The sequence below is a fragment of the Simiduia sp. 21SJ11W-1 genome (assembly GCF_024138675.1).
In the GTDB taxonomy this organism is placed as follows: domain Bacteria; phylum Pseudomonadota; class Gammaproteobacteria; order Pseudomonadales; family Cellvibrionaceae; genus Simiduia.
The window spans coordinates 555,207-572,983 of record NZ_CP090959.1 but is presented as its reverse complement, the minus strand read 5'-3'; the positions used below and the strand labels follow the sequence as shown (position 1 = coordinate 572,983).

General features: G+C 56.8%; 13 protein-coding genes. 1 reads left to right on the top strand and 12 read right to left on the bottom strand.

Annotation, left to right across the window (positions count from 1 at the left end):
* Positions 1 to 54: 54 nt before the first annotated feature.
* The 10 genes from glcF to L1F30_RS02385 form a co-directional block, all read right to left on the bottom strand.
* Positions 55 to 1,341, bottom strand: a complete 1,287-nt coding sequence (gene glcF / locus L1F30_RS02430; RefSeq protein WP_253358906.1) for a glycolate oxidase subunit GlcF — start codon at positions 1,339 to 1,341, stop codon at positions 55 to 57.
* On the bottom strand, positions 1,326 to 2,408 hold the full coding sequence (locus tag L1F30_RS02425; protein WP_253358904.1) for an FAD-binding protein: 1,083 nt from the start codon (positions 2,406 to 2,408) through the stop codon (positions 1,326 to 1,328). Before L1F30_RS02425 ends, glcF begins: the two co-directional genes overlap by 16 nt.
* On the bottom strand, positions 2,405 to 3,820 hold the full coding sequence (locus tag L1F30_RS02420) for an FAD-linked oxidase C-terminal domain-containing protein (RefSeq protein WP_253358900.1): 1,416 nt from the start codon (positions 3,818 to 3,820) through the stop codon (positions 2,405 to 2,407). Before L1F30_RS02420 ends, L1F30_RS02425 begins: the two co-directional genes overlap by 4 nt.
* A complete protein-coding gene (locus tag L1F30_RS02415) occupies positions 3,821 to 4,999 on the bottom strand; it encodes an acyltransferase family protein (protein WP_253358899.1) in 1,179 nt (392 codons plus the stop codon).
* Position 5,000: 1 nt separating this feature from the next.
* Positions 5,001 to 6,206, bottom strand: coding sequence for an exo-beta-N-acetylmuramidase NamZ domain-containing protein (locus tag L1F30_RS02410; protein WP_253358898.1), 1,206 nt, complete (start codon positions 6,204 to 6,206; stop codon positions 5,001 to 5,003).
* Complete coding sequence (gene lysA, locus L1F30_RS02405; protein WP_253358897.1) at positions 6,206 to 7,453, bottom strand: diaminopimelate decarboxylase; 1,248 nt, start codon at positions 7,451 to 7,453, stop codon at positions 6,206 to 6,208. Before lysA ends, L1F30_RS02410 begins: the two co-directional genes overlap by 1 nt.
* 15 nt (positions 7,454 to 7,468) lie before the next feature.
* Positions 7,469 to 8,173, bottom strand: a complete 705-nt coding sequence (locus tag L1F30_RS02400; RefSeq protein ID WP_253358895.1) for a M15 family metallopeptidase — start codon at positions 8,171 to 8,173, stop codon at positions 7,469 to 7,471.
* 24 nt (positions 8,174 to 8,197) lie between these two features.
* Positions 8,198 to 9,595: a Na+/H+ antiporter NhaC family protein gene (locus tag L1F30_RS02395; protein WP_253358890.1), complete on the bottom strand. Its 1,398-nt coding sequence runs from the start codon at positions 9,593 to 9,595 to the stop codon at positions 8,198 to 8,200.
* 167 nt (positions 9,596 to 9,762) lie between these two features.
* A complete protein-coding gene (locus L1F30_RS02390; RefSeq protein WP_253358889.1) occupies positions 9,763 to 10,797 on the bottom strand; it encodes an LD-carboxypeptidase in 1,035 nt (344 codons plus the stop codon).
* Positions 10,798 to 11,156: 359 nt separating this feature from the next.
* Positions 11,157 to 14,150: a TonB-dependent receptor gene (locus L1F30_RS02385; RefSeq protein ID WP_253358888.1), complete on the bottom strand. Its 2,994-nt coding sequence runs from the start codon at positions 14,148 to 14,150 to the stop codon at positions 11,157 to 11,159.
* 151 nt (positions 14,151 to 14,301) lie between these two features.
* Here L1F30_RS02385 and L1F30_RS02380 point away from each other — a divergent pair, with 151 nt between their 5' ends.
* Positions 14,302 to 15,723 carry a transglutaminase-like domain-containing protein gene (locus tag L1F30_RS02380; RefSeq protein WP_253358887.1) on the top strand — a complete coding sequence of 474 codons (1,422 nt, stop codon included), beginning with the start codon at positions 14,302 to 14,304 and terminating at the stop codon, positions 15,721 to 15,723.
* Between the two features lie 139 nt (positions 15,724 to 15,862).
* On the opposite strand, the gene L1F30_RS02375 is transcribed toward L1F30_RS02380, so the two are convergent.
* Complete coding sequence (locus L1F30_RS02375) at positions 15,863 to 16,654, bottom strand: MurR/RpiR family transcriptional regulator (RefSeq protein ID WP_253358886.1); 792 nt, start codon at positions 16,652 to 16,654, stop codon at positions 15,863 to 15,865.
* A 26-nt stretch (positions 16,655 to 16,680) separates the two neighbouring features.
* A complete protein-coding gene (locus L1F30_RS02370; protein WP_253358885.1) occupies positions 16,681 to 17,772 on the bottom strand; it encodes a dipeptide epimerase in 1,092 nt (363 codons plus the stop codon).
* Positions 17,773 to 17,777: the final 5 nt, after the last annotated feature.

Below are 17,777 nucleotides of genomic sequence, written 5' to 3'. Positions count from 1 at the left end.
AACTGTCAACTGTCAACTGTCAACTGTCAACTGTCAACTGTCAACTAGCAACCGTCACCCATCCATAGCCTCTGCCAAAATCTCCAACCAATGGCGCACAGGCTTTTCGGTTCCCCCTTGCAGGTGCAACTGGCAGCCCACATTGGCGGTGATGATTTGCGCGGGCTCGCTGGCCAATAGCTTGTCGAGCTTGTCGTCGCGCAGGGTGCGCGCCATGGCCGGCTGCAGCAACGAATAACTGCCGGCAGAACCACAACACAGGTGGCTGTCTTCAACGGCGGGTAAACTGACACCCATGCGCGCGAAAATTTGCTCAACCCGCCCGGAAAGTTTTAAGGCGTGCTGCAAAGTGCAAGGGCAATGAAAACTCAAATTTTCACCCGTTAAATCCGGCAATGCCGTCTGGGGCGACTGCTCCATTAACCACCACACGAGTTCCGCCGGGTCACGCAGCAGGCTGCACAATGTGCGCGCTCGGGCTTGTGCGCCCGCGTCGTCCATTAGCAAATTCGGGTAATCGGCCAGCTGTGCTCCGCACCCGCTGGCGCTTGACACAATAGCCAGCACCTCGGCTTCTTTTTGTGCGGCAAGCAGGGCTTCCCAGGCGCTTAAATTCTGCAGTGCCTGCGCGCGTGCGGCTGGCTCATCGCCGGTGTGGCTATTGAGCGCGCCGCAACAACCGGCGCCGGTGACGAACTCGACATCCACACCAAAATAGGCCAGCACAATGGCCAGCGCCCGGTCGGTATCGGGCCGCAACGCCGGCTGCACACAGCCGCTTTGCACCAGCACTTTGCGGGTAAAGGCAGGCCTTACCTGCTCTTGTTCAACGCCCTGATCACCGCGTGCAGGGTAATCCCAATCGGCATCGAAACGCGTGCGCGGCAACCAGGTGCGGGCAAGCGCGGCCGGCACTAGCGCACGCAGTGCGCGGGCAATGCGAAAGGCGCCGAATACCAGGGGGCGGTTTAACATTAACTTTCTGATCAACCAGCGGCTGGCTGCCCGCACGCGATTGGCAGGCGCGAGCTTATCTACCGTCTCGCGCCCGATGGCCAAGAGCGCGTGATATTCCACACCCGATGGGCAGGTGGTTTCACAACTTTGGCAGGTCAGGCAGCGATCCAGATGGGTTTGGGTCACTTCACTCGCCTCACCAGTTTCAAGCATGTTTTTAATGAGATAAATACGCCCACGGGGGCTGTCTAGCTCGTTGCCGGTGTGCAGGTAGGTGGGGCAAGTGGCAGTACAAAAGCCGCAGTGTACACAGGCATTCAGCACCGCTTGCGCCTTGTCTTGCCGGGCTTCGGTCAACAGGTTTTCAACTAGATTGACCTGCACGCGGCCCCCTCATCCAGGGGCGAGGCCGCCTGGAAATGCGTGTGAAAAATTACCGGGTTAAAAATATTGTGCGGGTCAAAAGCCGCCTTGATTTGCCGGTGCCAATGCACCTGACCCGGGCCAAGATTTGGAACGGCAGGCCCCCGCAGCACCTGCAAAAAGCCCCCTAAACTGGCGGCCAGTTGCGCGAGCGCCCGATGGTTACCATTGGCCACCCACACGCGGGTGGCCGCCCAATCGAGCAGCCACTGTGGCTGGTACATATCCATGGGCAAGGGCGCGGGCAACACCATACAGGCCAAACTTTCGCCGGTAAAAACAGGCAGCTGCCAGGCCGCTACATCGCCCCAGTTAAAACTGCTGCGGTGTGCACCAAGCCCTGCTGCACTCACCTTTGCTGTGAGCGCCTGTGCGCGCCCGGCCAACACAAAGTGCAAGTGGCTGCCATCGTAAAGGGCGCTGCGCAAAAACGGCCGTAACGCGTGTAGCTGTAGCCAGCGCGCGCTCAAGTGCTGGGGGCTTATGGCCTCACTAAACGAAAGGCTCGCCTCCGGCACCGGTACCACTTTGAGCGACACATCAAGCAGCAACCCCAAGGTGCCGCGCGCGCCCACTTGTAGCCTCGGCACATCGTAGCCGGCAACATTTTTCATTACCTGCCCGCCAAAGGTTACCCGCTCACCCTGGCCGTTAATCAGCTGGCAACCCAACACCGCATCGCGCAGCGCGTTGCCGTAAAAGCGCCCGGGGCCATCGGTGCCCATGGCAATGGCACCACCCACGGTGCTGGCCGGCCCCGGCACCGGAATATCCGCCGCCAGCTGTTGGCCTTGCGCCAGCAACACCGATTGCAATTTGCGCAGCCGGGTACCGGCGCGCACGCGCACTACCAGCTCTTCGGGTTGATAGCTCATGATGCCCGTGTGGCCGCTGCAATCGAGCGCTTCGGGCAAAGGGGCAACACGGGTACCACCGCCACGCAGGCGCAACGCCAAAAGGTCGCCATTAATGCGCCGGGTAATGGCGTGGTTCACCGCCGAGCAGAGGCTCAAACTTTGATCGGTCATTGTTGTTTCAACAGTCGGTACTCGCGGCAACGCGCGAGCGAGGGAATCAGTTTATCGGGGTTGAGCAGGTTGTGTTCATCCAGCGCCGCTTTCAGCGCCAGCAACTGGGCAATTTCAGGCTCGGAAAACTGGCTGGCCATCTGGCGAATTTTTTCAACGCCCACACCGTGCTCGCCGGTAATGGTGCCGCCAGCGGCAATGCAAGCCTCCAGAATTTCACCGGCCAACTGCTCGGTGCGCGCAAGCTCACCGGGCTTGCTGTTATCAAACATGATAATGGGGTGTAAGTTGCCGTCGCCTGCGTGAAACACGTTGGCCACCTGCAATTGATAACGCAGTGCCGCCTGGCCAATAAAATCGAGCAGATCGCCAATTTTGCCGCGCGGCACTGTGCCATCAATGCAATAGTAATCCGGGCTCAGGCGCCCGATGGCCGGGAAGGCACTTTTGCGGCCCTTCCACCAGCGCAGCCGTTCGGCCTCGGTACTGGCCTCGCGCACTTGCCGGGCGCCGGCGCGCGTGAGCAGCTCGCGGGTAAGCTCGCATTCCACGCGCACCTCGGCCGGGTCGCCATCCAGATCCACCAACAATACGGCCTGCGCCTCGGCGCCGTAGCCCGGCTGGCAAAAGGCCTCGGTGGCGCGAATGGCCAGCGCGTCCATCATTTCAAGGGCCGCCGGAATGACACCGCTGGCAATCACTTCAGATACCGCATCGCAGGCACTGCGCACGTCGGAAAATTCCGCCAGCAAGGTGCGGGTAGTTTCGGGCAGGGGCGTGAGCCGCAGGGTAATTTCGGTCACTACCCCCAGGCAGCCCTCGGAACCGTGCACCAAGGCCAACAAGTCAAAGCCCGGCTGGGCTGCGGTTTGGCCGCCCAGCTCCACCAGCTGGCCGCTGGCATTCACCACGCGCGCGCCAATCACATTGTTCACGGTAACGCCGTATTTCAGGCAGTGCACACCGCCGGCATTTTCGGCCACATTGCCACCAATAGAGCAGGCAATTTGTGATGATGGGTCGGGCGCGTAATAACACTGGTGGCTCTGCGCAGCCTCGGAGATGCGCGCATTAATGACACCCGGCTGCACGCGCGCCGTAAGGGTTTGGGCATTCAGCGATAAAATGCGGTTCATGCGCGCGGTAACCAGCAGCACGCCATCTGGGTGCGGCAGTGCACCGGCCGACAGCCCGGTACCGGCACCGCGGCTAACCAGCGGCACCTTGTGTGTTGCACAGGCTTTTACCACGGCAACAACATCGGCCTCGGAGCGCGCCAGCACCACCAGCCCCGGCAAGGCCGTATAGACCGACAGCGCATCACACTCAAACGCCACCCGCTGCTCGGGCTCGGTTAACAGGCACTCGGCGGGCAGTTGGGCGCGCAAGGTTTGAATAAGCTCAGCGAGCATTTACACCTTCCAAATAATGCCCCGTTTAAATAATTGCCACATGGCTGCGTAAAACAATAGCAGGCACAGCAGTGAAAACGTGAGTGAGGCCGGGTAATTGCCAAGCAAAGGCGCAAGCCACTGGCTGAAAATGGCCTGCTTGGCGCTCATGTCCCCTACGGGAATCATCACCAGCAAGCGCCCCACAACGCCCGCAAGCATAAACAGCGCAATGGCATTCACACCAAATACCACAAGCGGCGCAAAGGGCCGCCGCCACTGGCGCACATCACAAAGGTAATAACACAGTGCCAATAAAATGTAAGACACACCGGCGCACACTGCCACGAAGCTGGGCGTCCAGAGCGCTTTGTTAATGGGCACCCAAAGGTGCGCCAGCTGGCCTGCCGCCAACAACAGCGCGCCCAACAGCAGCCAGCGGCGCACAAGGCCCAGGGCCTCGTGCGATGGGGTTGCTCGCCACTGCAAGCCCGCCAGCACACCCAGCAGGCAACTGGCGATGGCCGGCAAGGTGGTGAGCAAGCCCTCCGGGTCGAAGGCAAAGGGCGTGGCGGTTTTGTAATACACGTGCGCACTGCCCAACACCCATTGATCGAGCCAGGCGGAAAAGTGATTGCCGTGTGCTAACACCCCGCGATACACCTGCCCCTGGGCATCGGCATAGGGCACCCACAACATCATGGCGTAAGGCAGCGCCAATAGCAGCAGCGTGGCAATTATCAGCCCGCGCTTATCGAGCAACCACACCAAATAGCAGCTTGCGATATACACAAGGGCAATGCGTTGCAACACGCCCAACCAACGCACCTGCAGCAGTTGATCGCGCCACCAGTTGAAATCCGGGTTAAAGGTTTGTATATAAAACAGCGCCAGAAAAAGCCCCAGGCCGAACAACTTTGCCGCCCGGCTCCAGTGGCCGGCGCCGGGTTTGGGGAAATGTTCCGCGCGCCCGTTGGCCAGCACAATAGACACCCCCACCACAAATAAAAACAGCGGGAAGATCACATCGGTGGGCGTCCAGCCGTGCCAGGTGGCGTGCGCCAGAGGCGCGTACACATAAGACCAACTGCCCGGATTGTTCACCACCACCATGGCGGCAATGGCCAGCCCGCGCAGGCAATCAACAGACATCAACCGGTGCGCCGGCTGGCGCGCAAGAATGTTATCTATATGCCGCACGTTAATTTTCCGGGTAGAGCAAATAAGGCGCGCGCTGCTGTTTGAAGGCGGCTATGTCGGCTGCCCAACTGCTTTCTATGGCCTCTGTTGTGGCGCCACTCACAATGGCCTTGCGCAGGGCATCGGTACCGGCCAGCTTGTCAAAAAACGCCGCACGATTAAAAAACGCCTCAGGGGCAAGCCCCAGCCGCTGGTACCAGCTCACCACATAATCAATGGTGAAGGTGGCCTCGGCGGGTGTGAGCGCTATGGCATCACCACGCAATTGCACGCCCTTATGCTTGGGGTTTTCACTGGCACCAGGTTTGGGCACCGGGGTGAAATACAGCTCGCCCACAGTGTCTTGCGGGTGGCCGATAATTTGAAACGGGGCATCAGTACCGCGCCCGATGCTCACATCTGTACCCTCAAAAAAACCGAGCGAGGGGTATAAACGCACCGACAAATCATTGGGCAGGTTAGGCGATGGGCGCACCGGCAGTGAGTAGTGCATGGCCTTGTGGTAACCGGCCACCGGCACCACGGTCAGCGCGCAGGTTTTATCGCCATCAAGCCAGCCCTCGCCGTTAATCATGTGCGCAAGCTCACCCACCGTCAGGCCGTGCACCAAGGGAATCGGGTGCATGCCCACAAAGCTTTTAAATTCGGGCTGAAGCACCGGGCCGCCCACTTGATCGCCATTGGGGTTGGGGCGATCCAACACCAGCAGCGGCACATCGAAATCGGCGCATGCCTGCATCAAATAATGCAACGAGCTGATGTAGGTGTAATAGCGCACACCCACATCCTGAATATCAAATACCAGCCAATCCAGATCGCTGACATCACTGGCATCAGGGCCATACTTGCCGCCATACAAAGAGACAATTGGCAGGCCTGTTTGCGCATCCACACCGCCACTTACATGGCCGCCGTTTTCCACGTTGCCGCGCACCCCGTGCTCAAGCGCAAATACTTTTTTAACACTCAGCTGTTCGCTTAAAAGCACATCAATCAGGTGGCGCTCACCCACGCGCGAGGTTTGATTCACCACAAGCCCAAGCGCTTTGCCCGCCAGCAGGGGTTGATACACCGCCGGTTGCTCTGCGCCCACGCGCAATTGTGCCTCGGGTGCCACCTGGCCTTCACTGCAGGCCATGGCCCCTAAAAATGCAGAAACACACGCAAGCCCCGCCAATGCATTGCGGGTTTTATTGACAATATCCATCATTGATTCCAGTACATGTTTTCGCAGGCCACCATATCGGCGAAGGTTTCACGCCGGCGCGCCAGTGAAAATTCATCACCTTTTATTACCACCTCGGCCGCCCGTGGACGCGCGTTGTAGTTTGAACTCATGGCAAAGCCATAGGCGCCTACATCGTGCATTAACAGCAGGTCGCCCTCTTCAACGGCCAGAGGAATTTTTTTCGCAAGGGTATCGGCGGTTTCACACACGGGCCCCACCAAGTCGCACAATTGCGGCTGCTCGCGGCACTGGCTTTGCAGCACGCTGATGCGATGCTCGGCGCCATAAAGCGCCGGGCGCAGGTTATCGTTCATGGCGGTATCGGCCACTACAAAGCGTTTGCCTTGGGTATCTTTAATGCAGATCACTTCGCTAATAAGCGAGCCGCACTCGGCCACCAAAGAGCGGCCAGGCTCAATAATCAACTGCATTCCGAGCGCCTCTATGCGCTCGCGAAAAATTCCGATGTAGGCCGCTTTGCTGGGCAAGCGCTCGGCGTTGTAAGCAATGCCCAGACCACCGCCCATGTCGATGTGTTGCAGCTTGATGCCATCGGTTTGCAGCGCGTCAACCAGCGCCAAGACCCGCTCGAGTGCATCATTAAACGGGCCGAGATCGGTAAGCTGTGAACCTATGTGGCAATCCACACCCACCACTTTCAGGTTGTGCAGCTCGCCCGCCAAGGCGTAAAGCCCGCGCGCCTCCTCCATGGGAATGCCAAATTTATTTTCTTTCAAACCCGTTGAAATATACGGGTGGGTGCCGGCGTCTACGTCGGGGTTAATGCGCAGCGAAATATTGGCCACCCGCCCTTCTTCTACGGCCAGCATGCTGATGCGGCGCAGCTCCGATTCACTCTCCACGTTAAAACATTTAATGCGCGCACCAAGCGCGAAGCGAATTTCCTGATCGGTTTTACCCACGCCGGAAAACACCACCTTGCCGGCATCGCCACCGGCGCGCAGCACGCGCATTAACTCGCCGCCAGAGACAATATCAAAGCCTGACCCCAGGCTCACCAAATGGCGCAACACATCCAGATTGGCGTTGGCTTTCACCGCGTAGCAAATTAAATGTTGCTCGCCCATGGCCTCGGCATAAGCGCGGTAATTGCGGCTGATAACATCCAGGTCATACACAAAGGTGGGGCTGCCGTGGGCCTTGGCAATATCCAGCAGCAAGGCGGTACGGTCTTGGGATTCGGGGTTGTATTTCACAGCAAACATAAAATTTCCAGCCCGTTATTGCACGGGAATGTCGAAGTAAGTGTCGGGGTGGGGCTCAGGTTTGAAGGTGTAGTGCCACCACTCCTGGGCATAATTTTTAAAGCCGGCCGCGGTCATTGCCTGGCGCAGTAAATGCCGGTTGGCCACGGCCTGCGCATTTTCCAGGGGGTAATCGGTGGCGGAAGATTCGTCCATAAAATCAAAGCCGGTGCCCATATCCAGCGGCGAGCCATCGGCCAAGCGATACAGGCTTAAATCTACAGTGGCGCCACGGCTGTGGCCGGAGCGCTCGGCAATGTAGCCGCGCTCGAACATCAAGTGCTTTTCTTCGTTGGGGTAAAAATCCGGCTTGGTGCTGTTGTCTTCCGGGCTTGCTGCCCAGCGCACAAAATGATTAACCGCGCGCTGTGGCCGGTAACAATCAAAAATCAACAAGCCCAGGCCATCTTCGGCAAGCGCCTCGCTCACCGCTACCAGTGCGCGGGCGGCCTCGGGCACCAGCAAACAACGCGCAGCCAGGTAGCCATCAAGGGGCTCACCCACAAGGTTTTCGTGGGTAAAATATTTAATGTCGAGTGTTATGTTTGCGTCTGTAACCTGCACAAAGGGCGATTGCGCCGCAGCTGATTGTGCTTCGCCCAATTGCGCATCAGCCGCCTGCTTGCAGCCGCTGGTTATCAAAACGCCACAGGCAAGTGCCAAGAGGCTGAACATTTTCATAAACCCTTCCTTAAATAACGCGGATTACAACCAGACCACACCCAAAATCATAAAGCCCACCGCGCTGATGCCACCGGCAATGAGCGCATAGGGCAGCTGGGTGGTTACGTGATCAATATGATGGGTGCCTGCAGCCAGGCTTGAGACAATGGTGGTATCTGAAATAGGCGATGAATGATCGCCAAAAATACCCCCCGAGAGCACGGCGGCCACAAACAGGGTTGGATCCAGATTTAGCGCCGTGGCAATAGGGATGGCGATGGGCATCATGATTGAAAAAGTGCCCCAGCTTGAACCCACGGAAAACGCAATCACGCCCGCCACCATAAAAATCACCACCGGCAATAGCCAAAGCGGTACGGCATCGCCCACAAGGCCCGCCACGTAAGCACCGGTACCAAGTGCTTTAGCCACCGAGCCCAAGGCCAAAGCAAGCACCAGAATAACGGCCAGCGGCAACATGCGCCCGGCGCCTTCCATCCAGGTTTGGGTGAGCCGCTCGAGGTTCATGGCGCGCTGCGCCAACACCAATACAGACACCACCAGCAAGCCCGTCAAGCTTGCCCACAGCACACTTTTTGAACCCGAGCCTGCAAATAAATCGCCGTTGCCGGTGAAGTACAAACCGAGCGGCATTGCCGCAATCAGTGCCACCAACGGCCAAACCATGTTGTGCAGGCGCGGCTTGGTGCTGGTATCCAACTCGCCTGGCGTCTCACCCACGTCAATGCCACCGCGCTCACCGGCATCGGTGCGCGCCTGGGCTTGGGCCATGGGGCCCACATTGACGTTTCTGTAAATAACAAAAGCGGTGGTAAGCACCGCCACTATGGCGTACACATTCAAAGGAATGGTGGCCAGCAACACCTTGAGCGGCTGATCCACACCCAGGCCGTCAAGCAGGCCCAGGTTAAACGCCCCCCAGGCATTGAGGGGAATCAAAATACAAATGGGTGCCGAGGTTGAATCAATAATGTAGGCGAGCTTTTCGCGGGCAATTTTAAAACGGTCAAACAATGGCCGCGCAACTGTGCCCGCCACCAGCACGGTGATATTCGACTCAATGAAAATCACAATGCCCACCCAGAAGGCCATCCACTGGGAGCGCTTGCCATTATTTACCCAGCGCGAGCGCTCAAGGTATTGCACAAAACCCGACACAGCGCCGCTGCGCTCCAGCGTTAAAATAAAGGCGCCTATCACCAGCGTAAAGGTCACCACGCGCGCATCGCCCGGGCTTGATAGCACCGCAATGGTGCCCTCGATCGCCTGGCCCAAAGCGGCTAACAGGTTGACATCCGCCAGCTGGAAAAAGCCGAGCCAGATGCCGGCAAACAATGCCAGATACACTTGCCGAGTGAGTAGTGCCAGGCCAATGGCCAGCAGCGGGGGAAGTAGCGAAGTCCAGGTTGGGTCGGTCATGGTCGTTATCACTGTGTTATTAGAGTAATGTTGGTGGCCAGCAAGCCCACATTGTGCCAGTGCGCGGGCCAGTCTAGCGCGGCAGCGCCCTGCGGCCAGTCAGCAGTTATCGGCCAAACCTATAGTTATCGCAAGTATCTATAAGCTTTTTCACGAGCCGCCGGCGGCTAAGCGCGCAGTACCGGCTCTAGCAGCGTGAGGGTACCGGCGTCGCCATCGAGTTCAGCCAGCCCACCTACCGGAATCACACTTTGGTCACGCACGTGGCCAATCATCAGGCCACGCACCACAGGCACCTTCAAGTGTGCGGTACGTTCGCGAAAAATCTGCTCCAGGCTGAAACTTGGGCCGTCTATGTCTGCATCGGTAAATTTACCAAACACAACACCTGCCACCTGATCAAACACACCGGCCAGCCAAAGCTGCGTAAGCATGCGGTCTACCCGGTAGGGCGCCTCGCCTATGTCTTCCAGAAACAAAATCTTGCCGCGAAAATCCGGGGCATAGGGCGTGCCCATCAAAGTTGAAATCAAGGTGAGGTTGCCACCCACCAAGCGCCCCCGGCCGCGCCCGCCCACAAAGGTAGTGATGCGATTAGCCCGCTCGGCCTGGCCCGGTTTAGGCTCAAAGGGCGGCGGTGCACCCAATGCGGTGGGCGCTTGTGCCTCCATCAAAATGCGCCGGAATTCGCCCAGCGTGTAGGGGGTATAGGTTTGGCTGGCAATCGGGCCGTGAAAGGTCACAAGCCCCGTGTGGCGGTAAATCGCATTGTGTAGCCCGGTGATATCGCTGTAGCCCAGCAGCACCTTCGGATTTTTTGCGATGGTTTTGTAATCAAGCATCGGCAAAATGCGCGGCGTGCCATAACCACCACGCGCACAGATAATGGCGTCTACGGATTTATCGGCAAACATGCTGTTTAAGTCTGCCGCGCGCGCCTGGTCGGTTCCGGCCAGGTACTGGGTGCGCTGGTAGAGGTGCTTGCCGGGCTTCACGGTAAAACCCAGGGATTTAACGATATCAACCGCAAAATCTATCGATTGGTCTTCCATGGCGTTGCTGGCCGGAGCAATCAAACCAACGGTCATGCCCGGTTGCAAGCGCCTTGGCAATAGCGGCGCCTTTTGCCCGTAGGCTGCAGGCGCGACTGCCGCAGCCAAGGGCGCCAGTGCGGCGGCTTTTAATAAATTGCGTCGATTCATACAGCACCTCCTTTTTAAACTGCACCTTTTTTATACTGCACCCAGCAAGGCGGCAGTCGTTAGGTATTACCAACCAAACCAAAGGCATGGCGCAGCTGGTAGAAACTTGCGCGTGCGCAAGTGAAAAATTCTTTTGGGTTATTTTATTTGGCAGCCAACCCGCGCGAGCAAACGCCACACTCAAACCAAGAGTGTCGCACAGCCGGCGCTAGTTGCCCTAGCCCCCTTTGGCTTGCAATCACCTGATCCAGCCACACCAAAAAGCAGGCTGAAAAAATGGGGCCAAAAGGCCCCATAAGCGTACTACAGAAAACGGCCAGCCCAACCTGGCCGAAGGAGGAGTAACCTGTTGCCCTGGCTTAGAAGTTCACACCAAGAGACAACTGTAAGCGACGTGAGGCGAAGTAGTTCCTAGGCTCACCAAACGTTGAGCTGCTTACATAAGGGTTAATGTTGTAACCGGTTTGACGGTCAAACACGTTAAACAGATCGGCGCGGAAGTTCACCATAGTTCCTTTGTACACCTCAAAGTTCTGGGTGTAGTTCAGGTCCAACTGCCAGTGAGACTTACTGCGGTTAGAACCGGCTTTTTCAGCATAGCGCGAGGTAGAGGAGTACCAAGAAGGCAATCCAAAGGCTTCGGCATCCCAAGCTTCCCATGGCTGACCAGACTGGTAAATCAAGTAGGCGCCAATGTTGGCGTTCCAGTCAGTTTTGTAGTAGCCGTAGGTTTTGAACTGGTGCGGGCGGTCACCACGCAATATACCATCGCGGTTATCCCAGGTTTGGCGGCCAACACCATCGGCAATGTTGGAAGAGCCGATATAAATCGCCTGGTCATTCGCACCAGAAGAGTTGTCTTGGTCGAAGTTACCACGGTAGCGGCTATACACGTAAGATGCATTTACGTGGAAGCGGTCACCGTTCCACTCAGCTTCAATGCTGCCCTCGTAGTACTTGGTGTAGGCCTCATCCAGCGTGGCAATTACATAAGAGCTACCGCTACCAACGCCGTCAATCAGGTCTGGCAATTCTGGCAAGTAAAGGCCTTTATCCTGGATATGCTGCGGCGCATCGTCGCTTAAACGCGCATCATTTGGCACATCTTCCCAGAAGTTTGAACCTTCACGGTAGCGCAGGTGTGCACGAATGCTCAGCTCATCTGTCACTTCACGGGTAGTACCGAGGGTGAATTCATCAATCTTGCGTGGGTCCATGCCTTTTACGAAGAACTTACCGCTGCTGGAACCCTGGGGTTCAGACTCGATATAGTTACCGTCTGCATCAAAGCGCACTTCCTGCAAGAGCTGGGTTCTATTGCGATCCCACGAAGCCGCACGGGCAAGTGAAGAAGCCGCAGGGTTGTAGGCCGCGTAGTTGGCAAATACCGTGCCTTCACCCGCGTACTGCCAGGTAATACCCAAACGCGGCTGAATCATTTTCGAAAAGGGCACGTTATACATTTCGTAATTCGTGCCGGGCGATTCTATAAAGCCAACAGGTGAGCTGCTGTCTTCCTTCAGGCCCTGACCGTAGAGAGTGTCTTGGCTCAGCAATACGCCCACATTGATCATGAAATCGCCGTAGGTGATCAGGTCGTTAAACTCGATATTGTGCTCTTTGGTATAGGTGTCCAGCACGTTACCACTGCTGTTAAACGCAGAGGAAGGTGTGCGGGTTTGAAAATATACCGGCACGCCATCGTCGGTTGTCGAGCGACCACCAATAATGCTGATGCTACCCCAGCCGTTGGCGTTGCGATCCAGAATCTCGCCGCCTTCAGTGTACTTATAGCCTGCGTGCAGCTCGTGGGTTGCATCACCCCAGGTGAGGGTATGATCCAGCTTCGCAGTGAAGGTTTTGCGATGATAATTTACCACTTCGTTTTGAAAATACGCGCCCACACCGCCACCGCCTTGGCGCTCACCGTCTTCATTAATGAAGCCGTACTGCTCTACGTAAGGGCGAATGAAATCGTTGTAGGCGATATCTTCTGGCGTATCTTCATCACGATAGCTTGGCACATTGACATAGCCCATTTCATGTATGTTATCGATGTCCAGCGATCCGCCCAGCACAGGCTGCACGCTCAACTGCGTATCTGCAGTGGTACCGCCGTCGTTGTCGTAATCGCTATAAGCTACCGAAAGGGTGGTATTGCCATCGATAATCCAGGTGCCATCCAGGTTCAGAATATCCATGGAGGTTTCGCTACCGGCCGATACGGAGTCTGGCTCGTAAAAACCGATGGAGTTACCCTCGATTTTTTTATCTGAGGTACGGTAGCTGGCATTCAAGAGGATATCTTCAATAGGCGCATAAGTGAGCTTACCGTAGTACTCATGGCGATCGCTGCTGTAGCTTTTCACCGGGCCATAGGCGGTATCTTTATTGTCTAGTTCCGCATAGGGGCGGTAGAAAGAGCCGTAGAAAAACAGCTGATCTTCAATCAGCGGGCCGCTTACATTAGCGGTCAACCAGCTGCGGGTAGTCTCGGATTTAACGCCGTTACGGGTCTCACCCACCATGCTCGGTGTTTGAAACTTGTACTGCACACTGCCGGCAAATTCATTGCTACCCGACTTCGACGTTGTATTGACAGAAACACCGCCGGCGCGGTTGAAATTGATAGCATTCGCACCACCACGCTGAACAGCCATTTGTTCAACGTCATGGGTTGCAGGCTCTGAAGACAATACGCCGTAGCCTGGCAGGCCTACATCCACGCCATCGAAGTTGTAGACGTTATCCTGGCCTGATGCGCCCGCACTTGGGCCACGCACTGTTTCTTGAGTGTACTGCACACCGGGAATCAACTTCATCAGGTCGCGGTAGTCTTGCCCTACTGGCACACCGTCCACCATGTCTGCACCGATGGAGTTTGACAGCGAAGAGTTACTTTCCAGGTTGACAATGCGGCCCGTTACAAACACCTCTTCCATTTCAGAGGCATCAAGGGTTGAATCCAGCACCATGTCTACACGGGTGGTTTGTTCCAGACGCACCTCAGTGCTGGCGGTACGCACAGTGCCGTCAGCGGCCTCGAAGGTTAACAAGTACTCGCCCGGCACCAGCATAGGCAGGCTGTAGCTACCGGACTCATCGGTAACGGCGGTACGGGCCTTGGGCATTTTGCTACTGGTGGCGGTCACCTTTACGCCCGCGGGGCTTGTGCCGGCCTCTTCAAAGGCAACACTACCTTTAATGGCACCAGCCAATTGCGCATAGGCCGGCGAGCACAGCATGGCGCCAGCCAGCACAGCAGTGGATAGGGTGGCAAAGGGTGAGCGCCAGGTGGCCCTCGTTGCCTCAGCCAGGCGATTCGTCATAAAAGCCGAACGTTGTTTTGACATATGTCTGATCCTCTTTGTTTTTTATTAATATGCTGTGCGACGTGCGCTACCCCTTGACGCAGCAAAGGCATGGGAATAATTTATCAACATTAAAAATTCTTGTAAACATAAAATATTCCTTATTGAAGAATAAATTATTTTGGAGACCTAAGTGATACGCCTCCCCCTCGCCCTTTGCGGCGCCCTTTTGTACCAAGGCCTGCTAACCACCCACGCCAATGCCACACCCACAGCTGTGAGCGAGATCCAGACCCTGGTAGACAGCGGCCAGTACAGCGCCGCCAAAGCGGAAATCCAGCGCCTGAACGCACGCGCCCCCATCCCTGAACTCGCCTTCGAAGCCGAACGCATGGCACGCATCGAGCGCGAATTTACCCTGGATGAAGCCGCACTCAGGGCCAGCGTGCAGAGCTACCTGCCAGATGCCACCGAGGCTGAAATCAGCCAGTGGCTGGCCGAGGGCCGTTTTGAGGCCAAGCAAATCAACGGTGAAACCCGCTACTTCAAGCGCGGCGCCTACAACCTGATCCAAACCGATGACGCCGCAGCCAAGCGCGCGCCCCAGGTTACCCGCTTTACCGACAAGGGCCCCCTCTACCGGCTGCATGATCACCACAAAACCCTGATCGAACAGGCCCAGCCCCTGCGCCAGCGCATCCGCGTAAGCTACTCACTCACCGTGGATGCCGATGCCGTGCCCGCCGGTGAAACGCTCACCGCCTGGCTGCCCTTCCCAAAGGCCCTGCCCGGCGCCCAGGAACAGGTAGCGCTCCTGAGCGCGAGCCCTGCGCATTACCAGCTGGCACCTAACAGCACCGCCCAGCGTACCATTGCGTTTAGCCAGGAGGCCCAGGCGGGCAAACCCACCCGCTTTGAAGTGCAATACGCCTTCGATAGCCTTTCGCGCGGGCTAACCCCCAAGGCGCAGGAAGTGCGGCCACTAACAGATGAAGAACAACAGGCCTTGGCACCCTATTTGGGCGAGCGCCCACCACACATCCAATTCACGCCCGCACTGATTGCCCGCGCCAACAAGGCCGCCGGGCTTGAAACCAACCCCTACCGCATCGCCCAGAAATTGTTTGCAGATGTGGACCAAATCCCCTGGGCCAGCGCGCGCGAATATTCCACCATTCGCAATATCAGCGAATACGCACACACCCAGGGCCGCGCCGACTGCGGCCAGCAAACCCTGCTTTTGATGACATTAATGCGCATTAAAGGTATTCCCACCCGCTGGCAATCGGGCTGGGAGTTCGGCCCGGGCGGGTTCGATACCATGCACGACTGGGCCGAGTTTTATCTGGCGCCCTACGGCTGGTTGCCCATGGATGTCACCCACGGCCAACTGGCGAGTAATGACCCACGCCTGCAGTGGTTTTACCTGGGCAGGCTCGATGCCTTCCGGTTAATTTTCAACACCGATTACAGCCAGCCCTTTGTGCCAGCCAAGCGACACTTTCGCTCGGAAACCGTAGATTCACAGCGCGGTGAAGTGGAGTGGCGCGGCGGCAACCTCTATTTCGACCAGTGGGATTACTCGCTGACCTGGGAGCAAATCGACACACCCTAACCCCCTCGCCACCGGCCACGGGCCGGTGCGCGCCGCTTAAGCCACTGGGGCCACTAAAGCCCACGCCAAAAGCCGCAACCGCAAAATATTTGCGCCCATAAAAAAAGCGCCCTGCGGCGCTTGATGTATTTTTAAGGTTTCAGGCAGGCCGCTCGGCCTCCAACAGCAGGCCCGCCACCAAGCTTTCCACCAAATGAAGTTGCGCCGAGCGGAACAACAAATTCTGTAGCACCCGCTCATCTTCTGCGGGCATGACGAACAGGTTGATGTCTGCGTGCATACTAATGGCGTTGTGATGGTAGCGCGTAAGGCTCAACACCTGCGCGCCGCGCTCGCGGGCCTTGCGCGCCACATCGATAAGCGGCTCTTCGCGCCCCATGTCGCACACAATGCACAACACATCGCGCTCTTCAATGTTTGCAGCCACACGTTTTTGCAGCGTGATGTCGCTATCAAATACCACCCAATAGCCAAGCTCCAGTAGCTGCATGGTAAGGTAGCGCGCAACCGAGGCAGAACCCGCACAGGCGGCCACCTGAATGCAGCGCGCACTGCGCACTGCCGCCACGGCCTTTTGAATTTGGCCGGCATCGTTAATGCGCACGGTATTTTCAAGCGCTTCAAGCTTTTTCTGCCCCAGCTCACTGAGCGGCAGGCCGGTATCAGAGAAACCGTTTCCGGGGGTAGCATCTGCGCTATTGTTGGCTGCGTAGGTTTCATACACCGCGAGCTTCAAACTCGGGTAGCCCTTATAGCCAAGTTTTTGGGAAAACTTCACCACCGAAGACTGGCTCACACCCACTGCATCAGCCAACTGTTGCGATGAATAATCCCGCAGCAAGGGCGTATTGCCCAAAATAAAATCGGCAAGCTTGCGCTCATTCACCGACATTTCATCGCGCATGGCGCGCATTTTCAGTAAGCAACTCATGGTGATTTCTCGCCGCACCTTGGCAGTTAAAGCATTTGCAAACCTTCAATGGTTTCAATGCCAAGGCCCGGGGTTTCATTAAGGATGATATCGGCATCTTTGTAGCTTACACCGCCAATCACGGGATCATATTGGCATAGCGAAGGTACGTCCAGGTCAACCTTGCGCACAATACCAGACTTTGCTGCCGCCACGTGCGCTGCGGCCGAAACGCCAATACTGGTTTCCAACATACAACCCATCATGCACTGGATGTCGTACACAGAGGCGATGTCGGCAATTTTAATGGCATTGGAAAGCCCGCCGGTTTTCATCAGTTTAATGTTGATGATATCGGCCGCACGATGCTTGATAAGCTCAATCACCTCAATGGGGCCGAAGGTGCTTTCATCGGCCATGATGGGCGTGTGAACGCGCTCGGTGATGTAGCGCATGCCTTCCAGATCGTGGGCTTTTACCGGCTGTTCAACCAGCTCTAGCAATACGCCGGCATCTTCCAGGCTTTTGATGGCGTGCACTGCCTGTTTGGCAGTCCAACCCTGGTTGGCATCCAGCCGCAACAGCGCCCGCCCTTCAACGGCGGCATAAATGGCCTTAATGCGTTCGATATCCAGGCGAATATCTTTGCCCACTTTGATTTTCAGAATTTCAAATCCGCGCGCCACGGCCGTTTGTGCATCGGCCACCATTTTATCGATGTAGTCCACGCTGATAGTGATATCTGTGGTCAAGCTGCTTTCGCCACCGCCCAGTATTTTATACAGCGGGGTTTTGTAGCTTTGCGCAAACAAGTCGTACAGGGCAATTTCAACCGCGGCCTTGGCACTGGTGTTTTTAACCAGCGCCGCCTGAATTTCGCCTGTAAGCCGGTTGAGCTCTTCAATGTTGCGGCCCAGCAGCAACGGGCGGTAAATGGTATTAATTGCCTCTATTACCGAGCCGTGGGTATCGCCGGTAATTACCGCGGTGGCGGGCGCATTGCCGTAGCCCACAAGGCCTGTGTCTGTTTCAATTTGCACTACCACATCTTCCACATGCTCTACGGTACGCATGGCCGTTTTAAATGGTGTAATCAACGGCACCTTGAGCATGCCCAAGCGAATATCAGTAATTTTCATGGTTT